Raw genomic sequence first — 24,274 nt, 5'->3', positions numbered from 1 at the left:
CGGGACCCATCCCTCTTTGGTCGGGCGCACAACGCACGGAAGGGGCGCCGCAGCGTCTGGCGCTCGCGTACCGACATGGCTTGGCGCGCGGGCCTCTCGCAGATTGAAGGGGCAGGCCCGGCCTTGCCAGCTAGGCGCGCGGGCGTGAGCCCTCAGTCCGCCTTCCAGTCCTGCTGCCCGTAGCGGGACAGGATGCGCGCCAGGCGCTTGCTGCGCCGCAGCTCGGCAATGCCCTGGTCGAAATGCTCGACCAACTGCGCGGCATTGGGCAGGCGCGGACTGAAACCCACATAGACCGGCGAGGCCTGCTGGCAGCCGGCCTCGCGGATCTTGTCCTGCAGGCGCAACTGCCGGATCAGCATGTGCATCACCGCCGCGCTCTCGATGACGCCGTCCAGGCGCCCTCGAGCCAGGTTGCGCGCATTGACCTCGGCAGGGTTGGCACCGCGGGTCATCACCACGCGGGCCTTGTTCTCGGGCCGATTGATCCACTCGCCCAGAGCAAACTCGTACTCATAGCCGGACACCACGGCTACCTGCCTGAGCCCGTCAAGGTCCGAGGCCTGGCTGAAGCGCAGGGGGTTGCCGGCGGCCACGTAGAGGCAGTCAGCGGGCTCGCCCACCGGCTCATGTCCGATCAGCAGGCCCAGACGCAGCGCCTGGTCGCGCGTCAGCTCCAGCGCGATGGCGGCCTGGCCTTCGCGCACCTGCTGCAGGGCGCGGTCCCAGGGCACGATCTGGTACATCAGCTGCCAGGAGGGCGGCGGGAAGACCTCGCGCAGCATCTCCACCACATAGCCCGGCTTGTCACTGTCAGGCTGGCAGTTGAAGGGGCACCAGGGGTCGGACAGTGCCAGCAAGACCTGGCCCCCCGCACTGGAGGCTCCGGGGGACGGCCCCGACGGCACGGCCTGCGCACAGGCGCCCGAGCTTCCGGCCAGCAGTGCGCCCAGCAGCCACAGACAACGCCCGACAGCACGCAGGTCCAAAAGCTTCTCCTTGGCCGACCCGGGAGGCCGACGCCGCCGCCCCATTCTTGATGACTCGCCCTGCGCAGGCAAGCGCAGCGCAGCGTCAGGCGGGCACTTTACTGGGCGATCGTGAATACAGCCATGAACACAACCGTTTGCAAGCACCCAGGGGACGGTCGCCCGCCCCCCTGGCCGAACTCAGAACTTGGAGCTGTAGTTCGCCGGCAGCCAGGTGTAGCCCTTGCCATCGGCGCGCAGCTTGCCAATGCCGGGGAAGCTCACATGGGCCACGGCCACGTAGTAGCCCTTGGCGGCAGCCTCGGCATAGGCCTTCTTGCGCTGGGGGGCGGCGGCCTTGGAGTCGGTGTCGAACTGGATGGTCACGCTGGGATCGGGGAACTGCACCGCGGCCACGTGCATCAGGTCGCCCCAGAAAGCCATCTGCTGGCCCTGGCTCTCGACGACGTAGATGCTGTGCCCAGGCGTGTGCCCAGGCGTGGGCACGGCGCGGATGCCCGGCAGCAGCTCGGTCGGGCCGCTGAAGGGCTTGAAGCGACCGGCCTCCACGTAGGGCTTCAGCGACATCTGAGCGCCCTCGAAGCCACTCTTGGCGTCAGCCGGGGCCTTGTCCATCCTTTCCTTGCTGAGCCAGTAGTCGGACTCATGCTGGTCCGCGCGCACGATGGCATTGGGGAAGGCCGCCTTGCCAGCCGAGAGCAGGCCGCCGACGTGGTCGCCATGGAAGTGGGTGATGTAGATCTCATCGACCTCCTCCGGCTGGTAGCCGGCCGCCTTCAGCTGGGCCAGCAGGCGGCCCAGAGTGGGGCCGAAGAGGCCGGCGGCACCGGTGTCGATCAGGACCAGCTTGCTGCCCGTGTTGACCAGGAAAGCGTTCACCGAGGTCTCCACCGGCGCCTTCAGGTAGGCGCGGCTGAGGGCCTTCTCGACCTGGCCGGGCTTGGCGCCGGTCAGCAGCTTGTCCACCGGCAGGTCCACCGTGCCGTCGTTGAGCGCGGTGACCTCGAAGTCACCCAGGGCCAGGCGGTAGTAGCCCGGTGCCTGGCTCTTCTGCTGAGGGGCGGCCGCCAGGGCCGGCAGCGTGACGGCCAGGGCCAGGCCCAGGCCCAGGCAGATGCGGGACAGTTGCGGGATGGTTGCGCGTGCGCTCATGAAGTACTCCGTTGTTGGATGCGGCCCGGGCCTCTCGCCCTCGCGGCAGGCCCGCGGACGGGTGCAGGCCGCTCTGCGGCGCCCGGCATGTCCTGGCGGTAGGGCAGCATAGCGGTGCCGCATGCCGCCCGCAGCGCCAGGGGCATTAGCCGTCGCCAGGCCGGGTGACAATGCCGGCATGAGTTCCGCCGTCCCTTCCCGACTGAGCATTTACCTGAACCTGATCCGCTGGGACCGGCCGGCCGGCTGGCTGTTGCTGCTGTGGCCCACGCTGGCCGCCCTGTGGATGGCGGCGGACGGCTTTCCCGGCTGGCACCTGCTGGCCGTGTTCACCGCCGGGACGGTGCTGATGCGCTCGGCAGGCTGCTGCGTCAACGACGTCGCCGACCGCGACTTCGACAGGCACGTCAAGCGCACCGCTCAGCGCCCGGTGACCAGCGGCGCGATCTCGGTGAAGGAGGCGCTGGGCGTGGGCGCCGTGCTGGCCCTGCTGGCCTTCGGCCTGGTGCTGACGACCAACGCGCCCACCATCCTGCTGTCCTTCGCGGCCCTGGCCGTGACTCTGCTCTACCCCTATGCCAAGCGCGTGGTGAACATGCCCCAGGCCGTGCTGGGTGTGGCCTTCAGCTTCGGCATCCCCATGGCCTTCTCGGCGGCCCTGGGCGGCAGCGAGTGGAGCCTGGGCGCGATCAACGCGGCGGTGCCGAAGTCGGCCTGGGCGCTGCTGGTGGCGAACCTGTTCTGGGTGCTGGCCTACGACACCGAATACGCCATGGTCGATCGCGACGACGACCTCAAGATCGGCATCAAGACCAGCGCCATCACCCTGGGCCGCTTCGACGTGGCGGGCGTGATGGCCTTCTACGCCGTCTTCCTGGCGGCCTGGGCCTTCCTGGGCCTGCGCCTGGGCCTGGGCCCGCTGTTCCTGATGGGCCTGGCCGTGGCGGCCGCCCAGGTGGCCTGGCACTACACGCTGATCCGCGAGCGCAGCCGCGAGGGCTGTTTCCGCGCCTTCCGAGCCAACCACTGGGTGGGCTTTGCGATCTTCGCCGGCACGGTGGCCGACCTCGGCATGCGCTGAGCGGCCCCGGGGTTCAGTCGAAGACCGAATTCAGCACCGCAGCCACCACCAGGGTGGTCACGGCCACCAGCACCAGGTCCTTGCCGCACACCTGCCACTCGTAGCCGGGGTAGTGCGGCAGGCGCTGCTGCAGGGCCGGCGGCGGCAGGCGCTTGGCAATGCCCGGAGGCAGGGGCTTGCCGCGCGCCAGGTTCTTGCGGATGCCCGGCGGCAGGTCCGCATAGCGCTCGCGCACGCCGGCCTCGCGCACCCACATGCGGGCATCGCCCACACTGATGTTGACGCTGACCAGGCCGCCGGCGTCGCCGCGCACGCTCACGCTCGTGCCGTCGGCGCGCTCGTCACGGTCCTCGTGCTTGCCGCGCCCCTTGCCATGACCGCGGCCCTCGGGCGGATTGGCGAGAGCGGGCAGGGTCAGGGTGGAGAGCAGCAGGGGCAGCAGGTGGCGACGTTGCATGGCGACTTCCTTTCTTGTGAAGCAAGAGCCCGGGGCCTTGGCACACCGGATGCGCGCATTGTGGCCTGCCGCAAGCCACCCGGCTGATCCAGCCCCGTCGCACGGCCTCGCCCGCGCGGCGACCGGCAGGAAGTGGCAGGAAGCGGCAAGACAAGCCACCCCCAGTCATGGCGCTGCAAGGCCCTTGTGGCACCATGAACTGCCCATGAACGCCCGCCCTGATCGCCCCTGCCCCCGTCCGGGCCTGAGCCCGCCACGCCGCCATGCGACCCGCTGGCGGGCCAGCGTCCTGACCGCGCTGGCCCTGGCGATGGGACAGCCCGCCGCGGCCGCGCGCGACGAGGCCCCAGCGGCGCCCAGCACCGTGCGCATCTGCGACGACGCCAATGAATGGCCGCCCTACACCTTCGCGGAACGCCGGGAGGGACAGCCCACGGGCCAACTGCTGGGTTACTCGGTCGAGCTGATCCGGCTGATCCTGGAGCGGCGCGGTGTCAGCTTCGCTATCGAGCTGCTGCCCTGGAAGCGCTGCCTCATGGAGGTCCGGGACGGCACCCGCTACCAGATGCTGCTCAACGCCTCGGCCACCCCCGAGCGAGAGCGCGATTACCTGATCTCCAGCGCCTATCACCAGACACACAGCTACGTGTTCTTTGACCGCAAGCGCCATCCCGGCGGCCTGGGCCTCCGGTCCAAGGCGGACCTTCAGCCCTTTGTGCTGGGCGGCATCCGCGGCTATGCCTATCCCATGCTGGACGATGCCCAGCGCGAGCGCATGCTGCGCACGGGCAGCTACCCTGCCCTCTTCCGCATGCTGCAACTGGGGCGGGTCGATGTCCTGGTGGAGGACTACGAAGCCATGCGCGGCCTGGAACGCACCGGCACTCTGGGCTCCCTGGCCGCCGCCGGCATTGCCAGCGAGCCCCTGCCCGGCACCGCGCCCCTGCAGTACCACATGATGTTCAGCCGCGATCCCCGTGGCAGCGCCCTGCACCAGTTGGTCAACGAGGAGCTGGCGCGCCTGCAGCAAAGCGGTGAGCTGCAGCGGCTGCAGCAGCGGCATCTGCCCAAGGTGCCGTGAGGCGCCGGACCCTCAGCGAGGCCGCTTCCCCGGCTTGAACCCCGCCACGCCCGGCACGAACAGCTCCATCACCCGCAGCGGCGCCCCGCCCCGGCGAAAGACGGAGTTGCGGGACCAGAGCATCTGCGCGGGTGGCGGCTCGCCCGTCGCGGCCAGCCATTGGCGTGCCATCTGGCGGCGGGTGTGCCCGAAGCGCGCCAGGCGCCGGGGCTGGAGTTCACTGCGCTGGATGCGCGGGTCCTCGTAGAGCAGGTGGGCCAGCGGTCGCGAGCCCAGACCCTTGAGCGCCTTCCAGGGGCCGGCCAGCGAGGACTGGTGAAGGGCCGAGCGGGCCCAGACCAGGGGCTGGCCATCGACACGCAGGAGCACCTCGCGCACCACCGTGCAGCCGCGCCGCGGCAGCCCCAAGGCCTGGCGCTCGGCCGTCCGCAGCGGCGTCACACCCTGACGCAGCACCTGCACCTCAAAGCGCTGGCCCAGTCGGGCCAGGCGGCGGCTGAGGCTGCCGGGCGCGCGCAACCAGTCGCGCAGGGAATGTCGGGAAGCAATGCCCATGTCAGACGGCAACAGGGTGCCGGGCGGGATCGGCCGACCGGCGGGAGAGTTCGGGATTGGAGCTCACGGCGCGTGAGTGTAGGGCCGCGCCAGACGTGACGACGGCGACGCGGCAGGCCTCAGCGCTGGCGAGACTCGATGAAGGCCAGCGTGGCGTCCACCATCTCGGCGTCCTGCCCCCAGAAACCGTGAGGCGAGCGGCCCTCGCAGGCGTCCGGGCCGCTGACCGGGCCGGCCCCGCCGCTGATCAGCTGCGTCCGGGCCGCGGCACCGATGCGCTGCGCCACCCGCGCCTGGCCGCTGGGCGGCGAACGTGGGCAGCTGTCATCGACATGGCCCAGCAGCAGGGTCGGCTGCCGGATGCGTTCCAGCGGCAGGTCGAAGACATGCTGCCTCGCCCAGGACCTGCGCGCCGTCACGCTGGCACCGACGCTGAGCACCGAGCTCAGCACCAGGCCGTCCGGCGCCGCTTCCCCCGCAAGGCGCGCGGCGGCGTTGACGGCCGAGATGCTCCCGCGGCTGGTCCCCAGCAGCCAGACCTCGCGGGCACCCTGGCCGCGCAGCCAGCGCACCACGCGGCCGATGTCCTCGGCATGCGCCGGCTCGATACGAAAGCCCGCCAGGCCCTCGTCGCCGCGGTAGTCGGCCGGCGCGTCCAGCGTCACCACCTCATAGCCGCGCGCCTGGAACAGCGGACGCGCCCGCAGCAGCGCGTTGCCCTTGAGTTGGGTGGCGCAGCCCGTTGCGTCCAGTCCCACATGGCCGTGGCCACCGGCCAGCAGGACGAGGCTGATGCCGCGTGCCGGCTCGGCCGGCGCACTGATGGCGATAGGCAAGACCTGACCCTCATGCCCGCCAAGCTGCTGCAGGCTGCCGCAGTCGGCCGCCGCCAGGAGCGGCAAGGCCAGCCCTGCCAGAACAAGCGATTTCATGCGCTGGCCTTCTCCCGAGATCAGGCCGCCCCCGTGGAGGCCGGCGCCGCTGGCAGGGAGGGGGCGAACTCTTCGCCAAGCTCGCGGGCACGCTGCTGCGCGGCCTTCACCGCCTGCACGATGGCCGGACCCACCCCGGCCGCCTGCATCGCGCTGAGCGCGGCATAGGTGGTGCCGCCCTTGGAGGTCACGCGCTCGCGCAACACGCTGGGCGATTCGCCCGACTGCAGGGCCAGGGCGGCGGCCCCGGCACAGGTGGCCAGGGCGAGCTCGCGGCCCTGGGCCTCGCTGAGGCCCATGTCCTGCGCGGCCTGCACCAGGGCCTCGACCACATAGAAGAAGTAAGCCGGTCCGGAGCCGGACAGGGCCGTCACCGCGTCCAGGTCGGACTCCTGCTCCACCCACACCGTCCGGCCCGTGGGCGCCAGCACGGTCTCGACCTGCTGGCGATCCTCGGCCGTCACCGCGGCCCGGGCGAAGAGGCCGGCGATGCCCTGGCCGATCAAGGCCGGCGTATTGGGCATGCTGCGCACCACGCGCTCGCTGCCGGTAGCGCGGGCGATGGCGTCGGAGCGGATACCCGCCATCACCGAGAGCTGCAGAGCGTGTCCCAGCAGGCCGGCGCAGGGCGCGGCCGCCTCGGCGAAGAGCTGGGGCTTGACCGCCCAGACCACGAGGCTGGCCCGGGCCAGCGAGGCATCCGGCGCCGCCAGGGCCTGCAGGCCCAGCTCGGCGGCCAGCTTCTGCCGCTGAGGCTCGTAGGGCTCGACGACAAGTAGGGATGCCGGCGTGCGCCCGGCACGCAACAGGCCGCCCAGGATGGCGCTGGCCATGTTGCCGCCGCCGATGAAGGCCAGTGTGTTGTTCATGGATGCGGTTTCAGCGAGTGGAGGAATGAAGAGACCCGGCGCCCTGCAGCGCTGCGCCGGGCCAGTGTAAGAGGAGCGTGGCAGGAGCCCGCAAGGGGGCCGCGGGGCGCAAGAAGCACTGCGCCCCTGGGGATAACGTCGGCTTGGCAGGGACGGGCCGCGTGCTTAAGCTCGCACCCGGAGTCACGAGAGGAGACCAAATGAAGACCAATCAAGCCCACCCCCCGCCCCTCATGGAAACCCTGGCGCACTACCGCGAGCTGCCAGCGGAGGAGATGAAGGCCCGCGCGCAGGCGCATTACGAACAGCAGAAGCGCCGCCGCACTGTGCGCGACTTCGACAGCCGCCCAGTGCCCCGCGAGGTCATCGAGGCCTGCCTGCTGGCCGCCGGCACCGCGCCGTCAGGCGCCAACCAGCAGCCCTGGCATTTCGCGGTGATCGGCGACCCCGCGCTCAAGCGCCAGATCCGCGAGGCTGCCGAGGAGGAGGAACGCGCCTTCTACAACGGCCGCGCCCCCGAGGAATGGCTGCGCGCCCTCGCCCCGCTGGGCACGGACCCGAACAAGCCCTTCCTGGAGGAGGCGCCGCTGCTGATCGCCATCTTTGCGCAGAAGTACGGCGTCGATGAACAGGGCGAGCGCTTCAGCCATTACTACGTGCCGGAATCGGTGGGCATCGCCACCGGCTTCCTGATCAGCGCCCTGCACGACGCCGGCCTGGCCACGCTGACGCACACGCCCAGCCCCATGGGCTTCCTGAACGGCCTGTGCCGGCGCCCGGACAGCGAGAAGCCGGTCATCCTGCTGGTGGTGGGCTATCCGAAGGCCGGCTGCCAGGTGCCGGTGCATGGCGGCCTCAAGAAGCCGCTGGCGCAGATCAGCACCTGGCTGTAAGCCCGGTCTGTCTGCCGGGGGCCGCGCCCCTGGCAGGAACAGGCAAGACCTGGCCCTGGCGGGCGCGCCTCAGTGCATGCCCGCCAGCAGCGCCGCGTTGCCGCCAGCGGCCGCGGTATTGATGGTGAGGGTCTGCTCGGCCGCGAAGCGGTACTGCTGGCGCGGGTTGGCGGCATCGGCGGCGGTGACCAGGGGCAGGATGGCGCCCTGGCGCTCGGCCAGACGGCGCAGCACGGCGCGGGCCAGGGCGATGTCGTTGGCAGCCACCACCACGCCGGCCAGGGCCGGTGCCCCCAGCAGGCCATGGGCCAGGTCCGCGGGCAGCACGGCCACGGCGGTGCCGGGCACGCCGGCCTGCACCAGGCGCTGGCGCAGGGCCTCGCAGCGGCCGTTGCCGACCAGTGCGACGGCATTGCCCGCCACCAGCGCGCCACCCAGGGCGGCGGCGATCTGGGCATCGTCCGCACCCTCGCTGAGCACGGCGAAGACGCCGCGGCCATGCAGGCGCAGCTCGTTGCTCTCACCCGTGGGGCCAGGCAGGATCTGGTCCCGCAGGCCATGCTCGGCCTGCTGAGCGTGGGCGCGCAGCACGGCGGCCACGGGGCCCTCGGCGCCGTCAGCGGCACGGCGCAGCACGGCCACGCGCTGGGTCAGATCCACCGAAGCCCAGGTGGCCTGCGCGGCCTGCAGGGCGGCCAGGCGGCTGCTGAGCAGGCTGGCGTCGGCACTGCCGGAGATCAGGCCACCGCCCACCGTCGGGGCCGTGCCGGCCTCAGCGCAGAAGCGGTGCAGGTAGTGCCGGCCGCCGGCCTTGGGACCGGTGCCGGACATGCCTTCGCCGCCGAAGGGCTGCACACCCACCACCGCGCCGATGATGTTGCGGTTGACGTAGACATTGCCCACGCGGGCCTTCTCGGCCAGGCGCAGGGCACGGCTGTCGATGCGGGTCTGGATGCCCATGGTCAGGCCGTAGCCCAGGGCGTTGATCTGCTCCAGCACGCCGTCAACCTCGCCGCTCCAGCGCAGCACATGCAGCACCGGGCCGAAGATCTCCTGGCCCAGGTCGGAAACCTTGGCAATCTCGAAGGCCACCGGGCGGATGATGCGCGGCAGCTTGTCGTGCACCGGCGCCTCGGCGATCAGGCGAGCCTCGCGCTTGAGGCGCTCGACATGGCCGGCGATGTTGACGAAGGCCTCGTCGTCGATCACCGGGCCCACGTCGGTGGCCAGCTCGGCAGGCTGGCCCACCCACAGCTCCTGCACCGCGCCCTTGATCATCTCGATCACGCCATCGGCGATGCTCTCGTGCACGCACAGCAGGCGCAAGGCAGAGCAGCGCTGGCCGGCGGAGCGGAAGGCGCTCTGCACCACGGCATCGACCACCTGCTCGGGCAGGGCGGTGGAGTCCACCAGCATGGCGTTGAGGCCGCCGGTCTCAGCGATCAGCGGGACGATCTCGCTGCCGTCCTTGGCGGCCAGGGTCTTGTTGATGATCTGGGCCACGACAGTGGAACCGGTGAAGCACACGCCTGCGGTCAGCGGATGGGCCACCAGACCGGCACCGACAGTCTCGCCGGCGCCGTGCAGCAGCAGCAGGGCATCGGCGGGCACGCCGGCCTCATGCAGCAGCTCGACGGCCTTGAGCGCGACATAGGGCGTCTGCTCGGCGGGCTTGGCCGCGACGGCATTGCCCGTCACCAGGGCCGCGACGACCTGGCCGGCGAAGATGGCCAGCGGGAAGTTCCAGGGCGAAATGCAGACGAAGACGCCCCGGCCCTGCATCTGCGGCGCTTGGGCCTCGGCCTCGTCGGCGTAGTAGCGCAGGAAGTCCACCGCCTCGCGGACCTCGGCCACGCAGTCGCCCTGGGTCTTGAAGGCTTCCTTGACCAGCAGGGCGCAGAACTCGGGCAGGCGCGCCTCCAGGGCGTCGGCGGCGCGGCGCAGGATGGCGGCACGCTGGGCCACGGGCGTGGCATTCCAGCCCTTGAAGCCGGCCTGCAGGCGCTCCATGGCCGCGGCGATGTCCGCCGGCGTGGCTTCGGCCACAGGGGCGATCGTGGTCCTCTCTAGCGCCGCCATCAGGGGCTGGCGCTGGTCCAGGGCGGTCAGATCCACGCCCTTGGAATTGGCACGGCCGCGGCCGGACTCATCGAGGTAGAGGTCCAGGGGCATGGGCAGCGCGCTGCGTTCCTGGACCTGCGCCAGCGGCGATCCCAGCAGTTCCTGCACGTTGACAGTGGGATCGGCCAGCTGGTGGACGAAGGAGCTGTTGGCGCCGTTCTCCAGCAAGCGGCGCACCAGGTAGGCCAGCAGATCGCGGTGCTCGCCCACGGGGGCGTAGACGCGGCAGGGGATGCTGGCATCCTTCAGCACTTCGCGGTAGATGCCCTCGCCCATGCCATGCAGGCGCTGCATCTCGAACTTGGCACCAGCCGTGCGGGCCATCCGCACGATGGCGGCGATGGTGCCGGCATTGTGGCTGGCGAACTGCGGGTAGATCACGTCGGCATGCTGGATCAGCGCCTGGGCGCAGGCCAGGTAGCTGACGTCGGTGTGCTGCTTGTGCGTGAAGACCGGGTAGGCGGCCAGGCCGTTTTCCTGGGCGCGCTTGATCTCGCCGTCCCAGTAGGCGCCCTTGACCAGGCGCACCATGAACTTCAGGCCGTGCTTGCGGGCAATGGCGGCCACCTCGTTGACCACGGCCAGAGCCCGTGTCTGGTAGGCCTGCACGGCCAGGCCGAAACCGCGCCACTGCGGGAAGTGCGTGGCGATGCGGGCGGACAGAGCGTCCAGCACGTCCAGCGAGAGCTCCAGGCGATCGACTTCCTCGGCGTCAATGGTGAGGTTGATGTTGGCCTGCGCGGCCTTTTCGATCAGCACCCACACGCGCGGCAGCAGCTCGGCGAACACGCGCTCGCGGTGCAGCACCTCGTAGCGCGAGAACAGGGCGCTGAGCTTGATGGAGATGCCGTCCGAGCTCTCCGGTGACTCGGCCTTGCGGCCTGCGGCGATGGCCTCGATGGCGTTGACATAGGCCGCGTGGTAGCGGCGAGCGTCGGCCTCGGTGCGGGCCCCCTCGCCCAGCATGTCATAGCTGAAGCGCAGCTGGGACTGCACGCGGCGGGCATCGTCCGCCTCCTTCATCGCTTCCTGGATGTTGCGGCCCAGCACGAACTGGCGGCCCAGCAGCTGGATGGCGCGCACGGTGGCAGCCACCACGGTCTGCGCACCCAGGCGGGTCAGCAGGCCGCCCTGGCCTTCGTTCTCAGGCAGGAACTTCTTGGACAGGGAGATGGCCGTGGCCGACAGGCTGGCCAGCATCTTGTGCGGGCCCTCGGAGCCGCCCTCGAAGCTGCCGCGGCCGAGCTGGTCAGCCGTCAGGGCGATGGCGGTGGGAGCGTCCGGCACGCGCAGCAGGGCCTCGGCCAGGCGCATCAGGGCCAAGCCCTCGCTGCTGGTGATGGGGTACTCGCGCAGCAGGGACTCCATGGCCCAGAAGGGTGCCGGGTTGTTGCGCACCTGGTCCACCCAGGGCGCGGCGGTGGCGATCACCGCGTTCCAGTCCAGGCCCTGCCCCAGGCTGGCCACCAGGGCCTTCACCACCGGGATTTCCTCGCGATAGGGATCCGGCAGGCGGGCGTGTTCGGGCAGAAGAGTGAAGGCGGTCATGGAGATCCCCTTTTAAACGCGGTCGAATTAGTGAAAGCCTGAACTTTATGCAGGTTGGAGCTGAATTAAATTCAGAACATCAACGCAGCTACAGTGGGAAATTCATATGGCCAGCACCGACACCGGTCTCGACACCATCGACGCCCGCATTCTGCGCGTGCTTCAGCAAGATGGGCGCATCTCGAATCTGAAGCTGGCCGAGACGGTGCACCTCTCCCCGACGGCCGTGCTGGAGCGCGTCAAGCGCCTCACCCGCGAGGGCTACATCCTGGGCTACGAGGCCCGCCTGAACCCGGCCAAGCTCGGGGCCTCGATGATGGTCTTCATCGAGATCCTGCTGGACCGCACGGTGCAGGACGTGATGGACAACTTCAAGGCTGCCGTCCAGGCCCGGCCCGAGATCCTGGAATGCCATCTGGTGGCCGGTGGCTTCGACTACCTGCTCAAGACCCGGGTGTCGGACATGAGCGCCTACCGCGAATTCATTGGCAGCGTGATCTGGACCCTGCCCGGCGTGCGCGAGACCCGCACCTACGCCGTGATGGAGGAGGTGAAGAACAGCACGGCCCTGCCGATCTGAAGCGCGCGCAAGCGCACAAGCCCCGGTCGGGCTGGCTATATTCAGGAAGCCCCGCCCGCCTGCTGCGGGGGGCAGGAGGCAAATAGGCATGCGTTGGGATCGCGCAGAAAGGCCTGGCCTCGCAGGCCGGGCATCGCTCATGGCCGCGGGCTTGATCAGCGTCTTTGCGCCGGGATCCGAGGGCGCCCGGGCCCAGGTGCCGGACGCCGGCAGCCCCGGCACGCTGCAGCTGTGCGCCGAAGACGAGAACTCCTACCCCTGGCTACTGCGCGACCGCAGCGGGCTCAACATGTTGATGGTGCGCCTGCTGGGCCAGCACCTGGGCCTGCGCTTCGAGGTCGCGCTGCTGCCCTGGCGGCGCTGCCTACTCTCCCTGCAGGAGGGCGGCGTGGACGGGGCCTTCAAGGCCAGTTTCCAGCCCGAGCGCCTGAAGGTCGGCCGCTACCCCATGCGGGGCGGGCAGGTGGACGCCGAACGCGCCATGCTGGAGGAGAGCTACCACCTCTACCGCCTCAAGGGCAGCGCCGTCAGCTGGGATGGGCAGCAGCTGAGCCAGCTGGACGGGGCCGTGGGCGCCCAGGCCGGCTTCTCCATCGTGGCCTGGCTGCGCCAGCAGCAGCTGCCCATCGAAGCCTCGGCCAAGGCGCCCGATGCCATCCTGGGCATGCTGCAGCGCCGCCGCCTGGGCGCCGCGGCGCTGCAGACCAGCCAGGGCGACTACGCCCTCAGCCGCAACCCACAGTTCGCCGCGCAGATCGAGCGCCAGGGCCCGCCCCTGGTCAGCAAGCCCTATTACCTGATGCTCTCGCATGCCTTCGTCAGGCAGCACCCGGCCCTGGCCGAAAGGATCTGGGACGGCGTGGCCGCGGTGCGCGAGTCCGCCGAGTACCGCCAGGCCCTGCAGCAGGCCCTGGCCAGCGGCACGCCGACGCCCTGAGCGCGGGAGCAAGCCGGCAGGCGGCGACCTCTTGACGCTTCACACCTAGCGCGTCGGGAGGGAGAAGCGGTAGTCCAGGCCCAGGGTCAGGTTGCTGGCGCTGAAATGCCCGCCAGTGTCTCCACGACCCAGGGTGCGCCCGAGCGAGGCGTTCAGGGCCAGGCGCTCGTCGATGATCCAGCGCAGGCCGGCGCTGGCCTTGGCCACCTTGCCGTGCACATTGGCGCCGGCCATCAGCTGGCCGAAGGCCTGGAAGCGGTCCTCGCGCGCGAGCGCCGTCTGCAGGCCCAGACCGGCCAGGATCTCGGCATAGCCGGGATAGCCCAGGTAGGCGTTGTAGGCGCCGGAGGCCTGCAGCGGCAGGTACCAGTGCGGATCCAGGGGCAGGTCCAGTTGCAGGCCCATCATCTGCAGCGCCGGGCGCGCCTGCTCCCGGTAGCTCAGGTGGAAGGCGGTGTGCTGGAAGACCGACAGCCGCAGGCCCTGGTAGCGCGCCGGCCCGACGGCATCGCCGGACTGCCCGGAGCGCAGGTGCCGGGTCAGGGCCAGGCCGAAGGTCTGGTTGCGCGAGCTGCCTCGGGGCGCCGTCATGTAGCCCAGCGTGAAGGCCAGGCCCAGATCGCGGTCCAGCGCGTACTCCAGGCCCAGCCGGGGGTAGACCAGCAGGCCAGAGGCCGTGTCAATGACATCCGGGGCATAACCTCCAGAGCCCAGGCCCAGCTGGCCGTAGAGTGTCAGCGCGGGCGAGAGCCGCCAGCGCTGGCCCGCACCGCCCAGCAACTGGTTGTACAGGGGCATGCCGCGCCAGCCCATGCCCAGGGAGGCGAACCAGTAGCTGTCCTGCGCAAAGAAGTGGGCGAACTGCAGCTCGCCCAGCCCCACCGTGTGCTTGTTCGAGCCCCGCGGGTCCTGCTGGCGGTAGTTGTCCAGCGACAGCGTCAGCATGCTCTCGCCCATCTCATGCCCAGCGCGCTGGTCGTCTTCCCTTGCCAATGACTGCCCGTGGCCTGCATAGGGGCCGGTGAGGTAGCGGAAGGGGAACTCGATGAAGACATTGGCCTGGCTGCCGTCGATCAGCGACTTGCGGAACTTCAGCCTCGACACGCTGGCCCCCACCGAGAAGTCACCGAAGTCGTAGCCCAGGCCCACATGGCCCTTGACGAAGCCGCCGCTGCCCGAGAGCAGCTTGCTGTGCTCGACGCTGCGCCCGCCCCCACCCCCGCCCGCGGACAGGCCTGCAGTGAGGTACCAGGGCCCCGCCAGCGGATAGCGGGCCAGCACGCCGAGATCGGCTGCGACAAAGCCGCCGTACTCGCCCTTGAGCAGCGGCGCGTAGAAACCCGCGCCCACCTTGACGCCCTCCATCACCTGCTGGTGGAAATGAAGGCCCATCAGGTCCAGGGGATGGTCGCCGGGCACGCTCACGCGCTGGTACTCCAGCCTCAGGGAAGCCTCGCTGGCCTGCAGGCTGCCGGACCCCGCGCGCTCGGCACGGGCCTCCCCGCACAGGCCGGCCAGGGCCATGCCGATGCAGCAAGCCAGCAGACAGGGTGACAGTGAGCGAGCCATGCAGTCCATCCGTGCTTCGGGACAGGCCGGCGGGCTGCTGCCCTGTCTGGGGGGCAGGTGGGGCCGGCTGTCGGGGATTCAATAAAATTTGCCCGCGATGGTAAGGGCTAGGCGACCACTTGCGCAGCCCGGTCTCACATCGCTTGGCGATGCCATCGGACGAGATAACTTTCATGATCAACGCCCTTATCACTTCAGGGGCGCACCGTGCAAGACGCCATGACAGACGGGACACCCGAGCCCCCGGGGCCACCCGGCGCGCGCGAGTGCGGCTGGTTCGGGTCCAGCCTCGAGTTGCTGGAGGGGCTGGAGGTGATGGAACTGGGTGTCGGGCTGCTGGCCGCAGCCTGGTTCGGCGCCGAGGCAGAGCCGGGCTGCGGTAAGGGCTGCGGTAAGGGCTGCGGTGACGGCTGAGGCGGCGGCGTTCTGGCGGGGTCTTCAGGGCTGTGGGCCGTAGACCAGGCGTGGCCAGTCCTGCCGCTGCAGGTCCTGCAGCACCTGGCGCGCCGCGGCCTCGGCGCGCTGGCGCTTGGCCTCGGTCAGCAGGTTCGCGCTGCGGTAATGGCCATAGACCGCACACTGGGTGCGGTCGAACAGGGCCACCTCCTCGGTGTTACCCAGCACTTCACGGAGGATCCAGGCGCTGGCATGCCAGGCCTGCAGATCGTTCAGGCCATGGCCTCGCTCAAGGACGTCACGAAGCCCCGGTCTGCCCAGATCGCGAACTCGGGCCCATTGGCCCTGGGATTGCCCACCACCCCGACCGCCACAGGTAACCGGCCGGCGAGCGGACGCTCAGGCAGGGCCAGCTCGAAGTACTCGATCGGCCGCGTGCCGGCCTCGCGCAGTGAGCGCGCCAGCTCGAAGCCTTCACCCGGCGCGCAACAGCCGCTGAGCTTCTGCAGCTCGACCCCTTGCTCCGGCGGCACTGCCTTCGCAGTGCGCATGTTCAGCTCGGCCAGCTCCTGCGCACTCACGCCGGGGGCCGAGGCGACGGCCGGCCTGCTGCTGGCCGTTCGCAGCGTCTCGAACGACGCCCTGGCCGACCGCACCTGCGCGCAAAGAACATTGATGCGCAAGGCGATGGTCCGATCCCGTACCGAAGCCGTCGGCACAAGGGCCGCCTGGTACCAGTCCAGGGCCGGACGAGCGCGGACGAGCGATCAGGCCACCGCCTGCCGTCCCCGACGCCTCCTGTCCCGCCTGCCGCGCCGGCTGCGGAGTGGATGCAGGCAGAGAGAGGAGAACACTCAGCGCCGGCCGCACGGTGCCCGCGACAGGCCCTGTGCCCAACGCCGGGGTACAACGGCGCGCTCGGGCGTGGCAATCATGCGCACGGCAAGAAAGCAGCCGCCTGCCGCGGCCAGCAGGGCCAGCCAAACGCCCCAGGGCGGACGTTGCTTCAGTTGGCCTTGCATGAGTCGATACCCAGCAGCACACCTTCGGCCTTCGCCTCAATGCCTGCGAGGCGGCAGGCCGCGGGTGGGATGGCGGGGTAGAGCCACGACATGGTGGGGAAGGTGCCCTTCACCGTGGCATGGCAGCAGCTGATCATCCGGGCAATGTAAACCTGCTCCGGTTCGACGCCCTTCGGGCACGGCAGTTCCAGACCTTTGGCACTCTTCAGCGCGTCCTGCTTGAAGCCGGCTTCTGTCGCACTGGAGCCGCCGCTGCCAGTACCGCCACCATTGCCTGTTCCATCCACCTCGACCGTACAGGCAAGCTTGCTCTGGCGATCCACCGGACCGTTGGGGCTCGGCGCGCCGCTGCCGGCGCCATGGCGGCTCCGGAGGCGCACCGGGACGAGTCGCTGATCAGCGGCAGGATTCTTTTCATGGAGTTCTCCCTCGAATGGTCATTGAGAGGGCAGAGCTGTGCGCATCCGACGGGCTGTTGGACTGGGGGTGCCAGGCTGGCGTCCAGAGAGAGCCCAGTGCCGGGCGATCTGTGCCCAAGATGGGCGCCCGGCCGGCTTCAAGACAGGGGGCCCGGCTCAGTTCGCCTTGCTGTAAATGAGGCACAGGCTATCCTGTGTGCGGGGCAGCACCGGAACGGTCTTCATCGGCGGGTCTCACGGCACCATGGAGCCGGACCGCTTGGAGGCGGGGGCGCCATGCGCCTCGGCCATCCTGGGGCTGCGGCTTCCGACTCTACTTTGAAAGGCCCGCAATCCTGGGAAACGGGGCGACGGCGACCTCTGCGTGCCATGACATGCGTCGCTGCCCAAGGGGGTGTCTTGCGCAAGACCTGACCCCAGCTGCCGCGCCCTCAAGCCCGCTGCAAGGCCTTCACCACCGCCAGCTTGGGCTCCGCGGCCACGGGCTGGGCCAACTCGAAGGCGTCGGCAGGCATGGGACGGCCGTAGTGCCAGCCCTGGGCCCAGTCGCAGCCCTCGCGGCGCAGCCATTCGGCCTGCTGGGCGGTCTCCACGCCCTCGGCCAGCACGTCCAGGTTCAGGCTGTGGGCCAGCACGATGACGGTGCGGGCGATGGCGGCGACGTTGTTGTCCTCGCCCAGTTCCTGCACGAAGCTGCGGTCGATCTTGAGGGTCTGCACCGGCATGCGCTTGAGGTAGGCGAGCGACGAGTAGCCTGTGCCGAAATCGTCGATGGCCACGCGCACGCCACGGTCGGCCAACTGATTGAGCAGGCGGATGGCCTGCTCGGCGTCCTCCAGCAGCAGGCTCTCGGTGACCTCCAGCTCCAGCGCCGTGGCCGGACAGCCGGTGCTCATGAGGATGAAGTCCAGGGCCAGGATGAAGTCCGGCTGGCGCAGCTGACGCGCCGAGACGTTCACCGCCACCTGCTGCGGCTTGCCGGGCTGGCCCTGCCAGCGCGCGGCCTGGGCGCAGGCCTGCTCCAGCACCCAGCGGCCGATGGGCACGATGAGGCCGGTGTCCTCGGCCAGGGGGATGAATTCGGCCGGTGAGATGGGGCCGCGGGTCGGATGGCGCCAGCGCAGCAGGGCCTCGGCGCCGATCAGCTGACCATCGGACAGCCGCACCTGGGGCTGGTACTCCAGGCGGAATTGCGCCGCCTCGTTGGCCAAGCGCAGGGCGTGCGTCAGCTCGAAGCGCTGCTGCACGGCCTGGGTCAGCTCGGGACGGTAGGACTGCACGCTGTTGCGCGCATGGACCTTGGCACGGCACATGGCGGCCTCGGCATTGCGCAGCAGCTCGTCGACCGTCTGACCGTCAGTGGGGAAGAGCGCCAGGCCGATGCTGGCGCCGATGTTGAAGCGCTGCAGGCCCACATGGATGGGCTCGTCCATGGCCTGGACCAGGCGGTCGCCCAGGCGCAGGGCGGCGGACTCGTCATCCAGGCCGCCCAGCACGATGGCGAATTCATCGGCCCCCACGCGGGCCACGGAGTCGCTGGCACGCACCACGTTGACGAAGCGCTCGGCCGCCGTGCGCAGCACCTGGTCGCCCGCGGCATGGCCGGCGATGTCGTTGACGTCGCGGAAGTCGTCGAGGTCAATGAAGAGCACCGCCACCTTGCCCTGCGCACGCTGGGCCTGGCCGATTTCGCGCTCGATGCGGTCGCGCATCAGGGCCGAGTTGGGCAGGCCGGTGAGGCGATCGTGCAGGGACTGGTGCAGCAGCTCGGCCTCGGTGGCCTTGATGCGGGAGATGTCGGTCAGCACGCTGAGGTACTGCAGGCCCTCGCCCCCTCCGGCATCGGAATCGACGCGAACGACGGTGGCCCAGACGGGCACGGGGTCGCCGCTCTTGTGGCGCACCAGCAGCTCGCCACTCCAGTGGCCCTGGCTCTCGACCTGGGCGTGCAGGGCCAGCAACTGCTCGGGGTCCTGCTCGCCGTCGCGCCAGAGCTGGGGCACCTCGCCCAGCAGCTCCTCGCGCTCGTAGCCGCAGATGCGGCTCAGCGCCGGGTTGAGGTCCAGCACCCGCAGTTCCTCGTCACAGACCACGATGCCCTCGCCACAATGGGCGAAGACGGTTTCGGCACGGCGTGCCTTCTCGCGCGCCAGCTGCAGTTCGGTGACGTCGCGGCCGATGGCCATGCGGCCGAGGAAGTCCTCGCCGTCGTGGATGTCCACCTGGACCACGTCCAGGCACTGGCGCTCGCCATTGGGCCGCTGGTACCAGCTCATCTGGCGATCGCGCTTGCGGGTCCATTCGACGCTGACCCCGGCTTCATCGTCGCGCCGGCCCAGCAGTTCGGCCTCGCTGCGCCCCACCGCTGCCTCGAAGGCGGGATTGCAACCCTCGTAGGCCCCCCAAGCGTTCTTGGAGAACATGGGGTCGGGCACGGCGTTGAGGAAGGCCCGCAGGCGGGCACGATCCTGGCGCAGGCGGCGCAGCTCCTCACGCCGACGCTGAAGGCGCTGGCGCTGATGCAGGAAGAGGGACAGCACGCCACCCAGGGCCAGGCCGCCGGCCACGCAGGCCAGGCCCAGCCACAGCACGGGGTCCCGGGCATTGAGATCGTTCCAGCTGGGCAGCAGGCCACCTTGCGCGTGGGCGCACAGCGGCAGGAGCAGCGGGCTCGCCATCAGTGGGCGGCGACGCAGAAAGCGCATGGAGCGGCAGACCTTTCGCGAGTTCCGTCAGCCCCTGGGCCGCGGATCGCTTTATTCATCGGATCGAGCGCCTTCTTAAAGCACGGGACGCCCCCTCTGGACGTGACTGTCAGGCCAAAGTGATCCGAACGGCACGCCGTTTAGGGTTTACCGGGAGCGCATCACTCCGGCATCAGCGAAAAGTTGCACGCTTGGCCGCGGGCGCTGGCCACCGCGGTCGCGGTCACAGCCGGGCAGCGAGCTCCACGCCCTGACGAATGGCACGCTTGGCGTCCAGTTCGCCAGCTTCCAGGGCGCCGCCGATCAGGTGCACGCGGCGGCCAGCGGCTTCCAGCGGCGCCTGCAGCTCGCGCACCGGCTCCTGGCCAGCGCACAGCACGATGGTATCGACTTCGATCAGCTGCAGATCCTCGCGCTTCTCGCCGTAGCTGACCCACAGGCCCTCGGGCGTGATGCGCTCGTAGTTGACGCCGGCCACCATCTCCACGTTCTTCATTTTCAGCGCGGCGCGGTGGATCCAGCCGGTGGTCTTGCCCAGCCCGGCGCCCAGCTTGCCCTTCTTGCGCTGCAGCAAAGTGATCTGGCGGGTCGGTGCCTCGGGCGCTGCGCGCAGCAGGCCGCCGCGCGTCTCGGCCGGATCGCCCACGCCCCAGTGGCGGCGCCAGGCCTGGGGGTCCAGGGCCAGCGAGTGGCCCGCCTCCAGCAGGAACTCCGACACATCGAAGCCGATGCCGCCCGCGCCGACCACGGCCACGCGCACGCCCACGGGCTTGCGCTGCAGCAGCACGTCCACATAGCTCAAGACCTGACCCCGTGCCTCGCCCTCGGCCTGGCCCTCGATGCGCGGATTGCGCGGCGCGACGCCGGTGGCGAGCAGGATCTCGTCGTATGCCTGCAGATCGTCCAGGCCCACGCGCCGGTTGAGGTGTAGCCGCACACCGGTGGTCTCGATGCGGCGGCGGAAGTAGCGCAGGGTTTCGTTGAACTCTTCCTTGCCGGGCACGCGGCGGGCCAGGTTGAACTGGCCGCCCAGTTCCGCCCCGGCCTCGAACAGATCGACCGCATGGCCGCGCTCGGCCAGGGTCGTGGCGGCGGCCATGCCGGCCGGGCCGCCGCCCACCACGGCCACGCGCTTGCGCGGCTGCTCCTTCTGCAGGGGGATCACGCGCAGCTCGGTCTCGTGGGCCGCGCGCGGATTGACGAGGCAGCTGGCGATCTTCTGCTGGAACGCATGGTCCAGGCAGGCCTGGTTGCAGGCGATGCAGGTGTTGATCTCGTCGGCGCGGTTCTGGCGGGCCTTGCGCACGAAGTCGGCATCGGCCAGGAAGGGGCGGGCCATGCTGACCATGTCGGCGCTGCCCTCGGCCAGCACCTGGTCGGCCACCTCGGGGGTGTTGATGCGGTTGCTGGTGACCAGGGGCGTAGTGATGCCCTCGGAGCGCAGCTGTTCGCGCAGCTTCTTCGTCACCCAGGCGAAGCCGGCACGCGGCACGCTGGTCGCGATGGTGGGCACACGGGCCTCGTGCCAGCCGATGCCGGTGTTGATGATGTCGGCGCCGGCGCCGGGCAGCTCGCGCGCCAGCTGCACCACCTCCTCCCAGCTGCTGCCGTCGGGGATCAGGTCCAGCATGGAGAGGCGGTAGATGATGATGAAGTCCCTGCCTACGGCCTCGCGCATGCGGCGCAGGATCTCCAGCGGCAGACGCATGCGGTTCTCGTAGGGCCCGCCCCAGCGGTCCTGGCGATGGTTGGTGTGGTTCACCAGGAACTGGTTGATGAAGTAGCCCTCCGAGCCCATCACCTCGACGCCGTCATAGCCGGCCTCTCGGGCCAGCTTCGCGCAGCGCACGAAGGCGCGGATCTGGCGCTCGATGCCCCGCTCACTCAGCTCCCGCGGCGTGAAGGGCGAGATGGGCGACTGGATGCGCGAGGGCGCCACGCACAGCGGGTGGTAGCCGTAGCGGCCGGTGTGCAGAATCTGCAGGGCGATCTTGCCGCCCTCGGCATGGACCGCATCCGTGATCACGCGGTGGCGACGCGCCGCGCCGCTGGTGGCCAGGGTACCGGCAAAGGGCTTGGCCCAGCCTTCGATGTTGGGGGCGAAGCCGCCGGTCACGATCAGGCCCACCTCGCCGCGCGCCCGCTCGGCGAAGTAGGTCGCCATGCGCTCGAAATGCTTGCGGGAATCCTCCAGGCCCGTGTGCATGCTGCCCATCAGCACCCGGTTCTTCAGCTGGGTGTGGCCCAGGTCCAGCGGGGCCAGCAGATGCTCGTAGGCCATGGCGGTCTCCTTCATGCTTGTTCTTGCGCAGGGGCGGGCCACCGCTGGCGGCCCGAGGTCGCGGCTGATGCTAGCAGCGGCCCCTGTGCGCCCCATGGCGGGCAACCCTGCTTTGGAGAGCCGGCTCTAGGCCCGGCACCCGGCTTGCCGCCGGACGTGCGAAGGCTGCAAATCTTTACGGAATGCCCCTCGCCCGGGCTCGCCGACAGCATCTGGCCATCTCATTACAATCGCCCGCAGTCGACGCCGGCAGCCCCGGGCTGTCGCATATTCGATTCATGCGTGCCCCTGGGGTGCGAACGGAGAACTGGAGCGTTTGATGAGATTCACTCGATGGGCGAGCGCGATCGCCATGATCGGCACCCTGGCGCTGAGCGCCTGCGGCAGCGGCGGCGGTGGCAACGACGGCAACACCAATGTGCGCCTGCTGAATGCCAGCGTGGGCTACTCCTCCCTGGACCTGAAGGTCAATGACACCAAGGTGAGCTCGGGCGTCAACTTCGGCACCGTGTCCAACTACGGCAGCATCAGCACCGGCAGCAACACCTCCGAGCTGCTGGTCGCGGGTTCCAGCACCCTGCTGTCCACTCCGGGCCTGAGCAACCTGATCAAGGACGGCCACTACACCCTGATCGCCTTCGGCAACACCGGCTCCATGTCGACCCGCCTGCTGAACGAGTCCGAGACCGAGCCGGCCTCCGGCAGCACCAAGCTGCTGACGCTGAACCTGGCAGCGGATTCCGGCACTGTGGACGTCTACGTGACCGCCCCGGGCGCCCCGCTGACGGACGCCACTCCGGTCGCCTCGAACCTGATCCCCGGCAACGGCGACGCCTACCGCACCATCACCTCGGGTACCTACCAGATCCGCGTCACCGCGACCGGCAGCAAGACCGACCTGCGCCTGGACATCCCCAGCGTCACGCTGGACTCGACCAAGGTCAACACCCTGGTGCTGACCAGCGCCGGTGGCGGCGTGATGGTCAATGGCCTGCTGCTGGCGCAGCAGGGCGCCGTGACCAAGTACACCAACGGCCTGGCCAAGGTGCGCGCGATCACCACGCTGCCCCGCGGCGTCACCGTGACCGCCAAGCTGAACGGCTTCGCCTCGCTGGACAACTACGGCTCGCCCTCCCAGTCCCCCGCCTACAGCGACATCACCGTGACCAACGGCGTCAAGGTCGATTGGATCGTCAATGGCGTGACCCAGCCCTCCAAGCAGATCGCGCTGGAGAACAGCGCCGTCTATGCCATGCTGATCTGGGGTGACACCTCGGCCCCGACGCTGACCGTGCTGAAGGAAGACAACTCGCTGCCCTCGACCGCCAACACCGCCAAGGTGCGCGTGCTCAACGGCGTGCCCGGCTTGACCAACGTGGCCCTCTACAACAACACGGCCCCCGTGATCTCCAATGTGGCGCCCGGTTCCCTCTCGGCCACCACCAACGTGAGCGCCGGAACCAACGGCACGGAGGTGCAGGTGGAGATCCGCGCAGGCGCACCGACGGTGTTCAGCGAAAAGAAGACCATGTCCGCCGGCAAGATCTACACCGTGATCCTGAGTGGCAAGCTCGGCGCGATCGAAGGCAACATCATCGAGCAGTGATCTGACACTCGGTCGCCAAAAAACCCCCTGCGCCTCCCGGCCAGGGGGTTTTTTCTTGGGCGATCGGCAGCGGCGAGGCGCGCTGCTGACAGCATCCGGCCGCCCGCGCTGGCAAGATGCCGGACATGCCCACCACCTCCCCGTCCTCCCGGCTGGCCCTGATCGCCGGGCTCCTGGTCATCCTGGCCTGGGGCCTCAACTTCCCCCTGCAGAAAGCCCTGCTGGCCGCCATGGGGCCGGGCGGCTTCCTGTGCCTGCGCTTCACCCTGATGCCCCTGCTGGTGACCGGCCTGCTGCTGTGCCGGCACGGGCTGCACTGGCCGCGGGTCTCGCGCCAGGACGCCTGGGCCCTGGCACGGCTCGGCCTGCTGGGCCAGGGCCTGCACCTGGTGCTCTCCAGCTTCGGCGTTCACTGGTCCACGCCCTTCTCCAGCTCGGTGCTGCTGGCCTGCGGGCCCATCTTCACGCTGCTGATCCTGCGGGCCTACGGCCTGGAGCGCCTGCGGCGGGCCCAGGTGGTGGGCATTGCCCTGGCCGTGACCGGGGCTGTGCTCTTCATGTCGGACAAGCTGCTGGCGGCCAACTGGCGGGCTGGCGGCGGGGACCTGGTGCTGCTCGTCGCCGCAGCGCTGTTCTCCTACTACACCGTGGCGGCCAAGCCCCTCATCGAGCGCCATGGCGCCGTGCTGGTGATGTGTTACGCCAGCCTGGCGGCCACGCCGCCAGTGCTGCTGTACGCCGTGCCGGCGGCGCTGCAGACCGACTGGAGCGCCGTCACCCCCGGGCTCTGGCTGGGCGCGCTGTGGGCCGTGGTGGGTATCGGCTTCGGCAGCTGGCTGGCCTGGGGCTGGGTCAATGCGCAGCGCGGCGTCGCCCGCACGGCCCCCCTGATCTACCTGATGCCGCCCATCGCGGGCCTGGCCGCCTGGGGTGCGGGAGGCGAGCACTTCGGTGCGGCCAAGCTGGTGGGCGCCGCCCTGACCCTGGCCGGCGTGGCCTGGGCCCAGTTCGCGCCGCAGGCCAGCGCCACGCGCCAGGCGGCCGACGCCCAGACCCCCGTGCTGGATTGAGACGGCCCGCA

At 69.9% G+C, this 24,274-nt stretch carries 21 protein-coding genes; 8 read left to right on the top strand and 13 right to left on the bottom strand.

Annotation, left to right across the window (positions count from 1 at the left end):
* Window positions 1–152 precede the first annotated feature (152 nt).
* Both H5407_RS01000 and H5407_RS00995 read right to left on the bottom strand, forming a co-directional pair.
* Complete coding sequence (locus H5407_RS01000; RefSeq protein ID WP_183102541.1) at window positions 153–989, bottom strand: ABC transporter substrate-binding protein; 837 nt, start codon at window positions 987–989, stop codon at window positions 153–155.
* Between the two features lie 180 nt (window positions 990–1,169).
* Window positions 1,170–2,141, bottom strand: coding sequence for an MBL fold metallo-hydrolase (locus tag H5407_RS00995; RefSeq protein ID WP_183102540.1), 972 nt, complete (start codon window positions 2,139–2,141; stop codon window positions 1,170–1,172).
* A gap of 178 nt (window positions 2,142–2,319) precedes the next feature.
* On the opposite strand from H5407_RS00995, the gene ubiA reads away from it, so the two are divergent.
* On the top strand, window positions 2,320–3,222 hold the full coding sequence (gene ubiA / locus H5407_RS00990; RefSeq protein ID WP_183102539.1) for a 4-hydroxybenzoate octaprenyltransferase: 903 nt from the start codon (window positions 2,320–2,322) through the stop codon (window positions 3,220–3,222).
* Window positions 3,223–3,235: 13 nt separating this feature from the next.
* Here ubiA and H5407_RS00985 read toward each other — a convergent pair whose 3' ends face one another.
* Window positions 3,236–3,679 carry an anti-virulence regulator CigR family protein gene (locus H5407_RS00985; protein ID WP_183102538.1) on the bottom strand — a complete coding sequence of 148 codons (444 nt, stop codon included), beginning with the start codon at window positions 3,677–3,679 and terminating at the stop codon, window positions 3,236–3,238.
* Between the two features lie 205 nt (window positions 3,680–3,884).
* Here H5407_RS00985 and H5407_RS00980 point away from each other — a divergent pair, with 205 nt between their 5' ends.
* Complete coding sequence (locus H5407_RS00980; protein ID WP_183102537.1) at window positions 3,885–4,760, top strand: ABC transporter substrate-binding protein; 876 nt, start codon at window positions 3,885–3,887, stop codon at window positions 4,758–4,760.
* 12 nt (window positions 4,761–4,772) lie between these two features.
* Here H5407_RS00980 and H5407_RS00975 read toward each other — a convergent pair whose 3' ends face one another.
* The 3 genes from H5407_RS00975 to proC all read right to left on the bottom strand — a co-directional run bounded on the left by H5407_RS00975 (window position 4,773) and on the right by proC (window position 7,116).
* The gene (locus tag H5407_RS00975; protein WP_183102536.1) at window positions 4,773–5,315 is read right to left on the bottom strand and encodes a chorismate lyase; all 543 of its coding nucleotides are present in this window, start codon (window positions 5,313–5,315) and stop codon (window positions 4,773–4,775) included.
* Window positions 5,316–5,434: 119 nt separating this feature from the next.
* The gene (locus H5407_RS00970) at window positions 5,435–6,247 is read right to left on the bottom strand and encodes an alpha/beta hydrolase (RefSeq protein ID WP_183102535.1); all 813 of its coding nucleotides are present in this window, start codon (window positions 6,245–6,247) and stop codon (window positions 5,435–5,437) included.
* Window positions 6,248–6,267: 20 nt separating this feature from the next.
* Entirely contained in the window at window positions 6,268–7,116 is an 849-nt protein-coding gene (gene proC / locus H5407_RS00965; protein WP_183102534.1) for a pyrroline-5-carboxylate reductase, read from the bottom strand.
* 200 nt (window positions 7,117–7,316) lie between these two features.
* Between proC and H5407_RS00960 the strand changes: the two genes are divergently transcribed.
* Complete coding sequence (locus tag H5407_RS00960) at window positions 7,317–8,009, top strand: nitroreductase family protein (protein WP_255500998.1); 693 nt, start codon at window positions 7,317–7,319, stop codon at window positions 8,007–8,009.
* 69 nt (window positions 8,010–8,078) lie between these two features.
* Here the strand turns inward: H5407_RS00960 and H5407_RS00955 are convergent, their stop codons facing one another.
* Window positions 8,079–11,678: an L-glutamate gamma-semialdehyde dehydrogenase gene (locus tag H5407_RS00955; RefSeq protein ID WP_183102533.1), complete on the bottom strand. Its 3,600-nt coding sequence runs from the start codon at window positions 11,676–11,678 to the stop codon at window positions 8,079–8,081.
* A gap of 106 nt (window positions 11,679–11,784) precedes the next feature.
* Between H5407_RS00955 and H5407_RS00950 the strand changes: the two genes are divergently transcribed.
* A complete protein-coding gene (locus H5407_RS00950) occupies window positions 11,785–12,258 on the top strand; it encodes an Lrp/AsnC ligand binding domain-containing protein (RefSeq protein WP_183102532.1) in 474 nt (157 codons plus the stop codon).
* A gap of 139 nt (window positions 12,259–12,397) precedes the next feature.
* Complete coding sequence (locus H5407_RS00945; protein ID WP_183102531.1) at window positions 12,398–13,195, top strand: ABC transporter substrate-binding protein; 798 nt, start codon at window positions 12,398–12,400, stop codon at window positions 13,193–13,195.
* A gap of 45 nt (window positions 13,196–13,240) precedes the next feature.
* Here the strand turns inward: H5407_RS00945 and H5407_RS00940 are convergent, their stop codons facing one another.
* Window positions 13,241–14,764 carry a hypothetical protein gene (locus tag H5407_RS00940; protein ID WP_183102530.1) on the bottom strand — a complete coding sequence of 508 codons (1,524 nt, stop codon included), beginning with the start codon at window positions 14,762–14,764 and terminating at the stop codon, window positions 13,241–13,243.
* Window positions 14,765–14,983: 219 nt separating this feature from the next.
* Between H5407_RS00940 and H5407_RS00935 the strand changes: the two genes are divergently transcribed.
* Window positions 14,984–15,178: a hypothetical protein gene (locus H5407_RS00935; RefSeq protein WP_183102529.1), complete on the top strand. Its 195-nt coding sequence runs from the start codon at window positions 14,984–14,986 to the stop codon at window positions 15,176–15,178.
* A gap of 24 nt (window positions 15,179–15,202) precedes the next feature.
* Here H5407_RS00935 and H5407_RS00930 read toward each other — a convergent pair whose 3' ends face one another.
* The 5 genes from H5407_RS00930 to H5407_RS00910 all read right to left on the bottom strand — a co-directional run bounded on the left by H5407_RS00930 (window position 15,203) and on the right by H5407_RS00910 (window position 21,602).
* Window positions 15,203–15,388 (bottom strand): hypothetical protein, encoded by a 186-nt coding sequence (locus tag H5407_RS00930; RefSeq protein WP_183102528.1) that lies wholly within the window; start codon window positions 15,386–15,388, stop codon window positions 15,203–15,205.
* 44 nt (window positions 15,389–15,432) lie between these two features.
* Window positions 15,433–15,711, bottom strand: coding sequence for a hypothetical protein (locus H5407_RS00925; RefSeq protein ID WP_183102527.1), 279 nt, complete (start codon window positions 15,709–15,711; stop codon window positions 15,433–15,435).
* Window positions 15,712–16,166: 455 nt separating this feature from the next.
* Window positions 16,167–16,505 (bottom strand): hypothetical protein, encoded by a 339-nt coding sequence (locus tag H5407_RS00920; protein WP_183102526.1) that lies wholly within the window; start codon window positions 16,503–16,505, stop codon window positions 16,167–16,169.
* A 527-nt stretch (window positions 16,506–17,032) separates the two neighbouring features.
* A complete protein-coding gene (locus H5407_RS00915) occupies window positions 17,033–19,306 on the bottom strand; it encodes a bifunctional diguanylate cyclase/phosphodiesterase (RefSeq protein WP_183102525.1) in 2,274 nt (757 codons plus the stop codon).
* A gap of 223 nt (window positions 19,307–19,529) precedes the next feature.
* Window positions 19,530–21,602 carry an NADPH-dependent 2,4-dienoyl-CoA reductase gene (locus tag H5407_RS00910; protein ID WP_310737594.1) on the bottom strand — a complete coding sequence of 691 codons (2,073 nt, stop codon included), beginning with the start codon at window positions 21,600–21,602 and terminating at the stop codon, window positions 19,530–19,532.
* Window positions 21,603–21,906: 304 nt separating this feature from the next.
* Here H5407_RS00910 and H5407_RS00905 point away from each other — a divergent pair, with 304 nt between their 5' ends.
* Together H5407_RS00905 and H5407_RS00900 are read left to right on the top strand one after the other, a co-directional pair.
* The gene (locus H5407_RS00905) at window positions 21,907–23,193 is read left to right on the top strand and encodes a DUF4397 domain-containing protein (RefSeq protein ID WP_183102524.1); all 1,287 of its coding nucleotides are present in this window, start codon (window positions 21,907–21,909) and stop codon (window positions 23,191–23,193) included.
* A 125-nt stretch (window positions 23,194–23,318) separates the two neighbouring features.
* The gene (locus H5407_RS00900) at window positions 23,319–24,263 is read left to right on the top strand and encodes a DMT family transporter (protein WP_255500997.1); all 945 of its coding nucleotides are present in this window, start codon (window positions 23,319–23,321) and stop codon (window positions 24,261–24,263) included.
* Window positions 24,264–24,274: the final 11 nt, after the last annotated feature.

Source organism: Mitsuaria sp. WAJ17 (genome assembly GCF_014174515.1).
Taxonomy (GTDB): domain Bacteria; phylum Pseudomonadota; class Gammaproteobacteria; order Burkholderiales; family Burkholderiaceae_C; genus Roseateles_B.
Note: the sequence above shows the minus strand (reverse complement) of the source record. Positions and strands in the feature narration are given on the sequence as shown.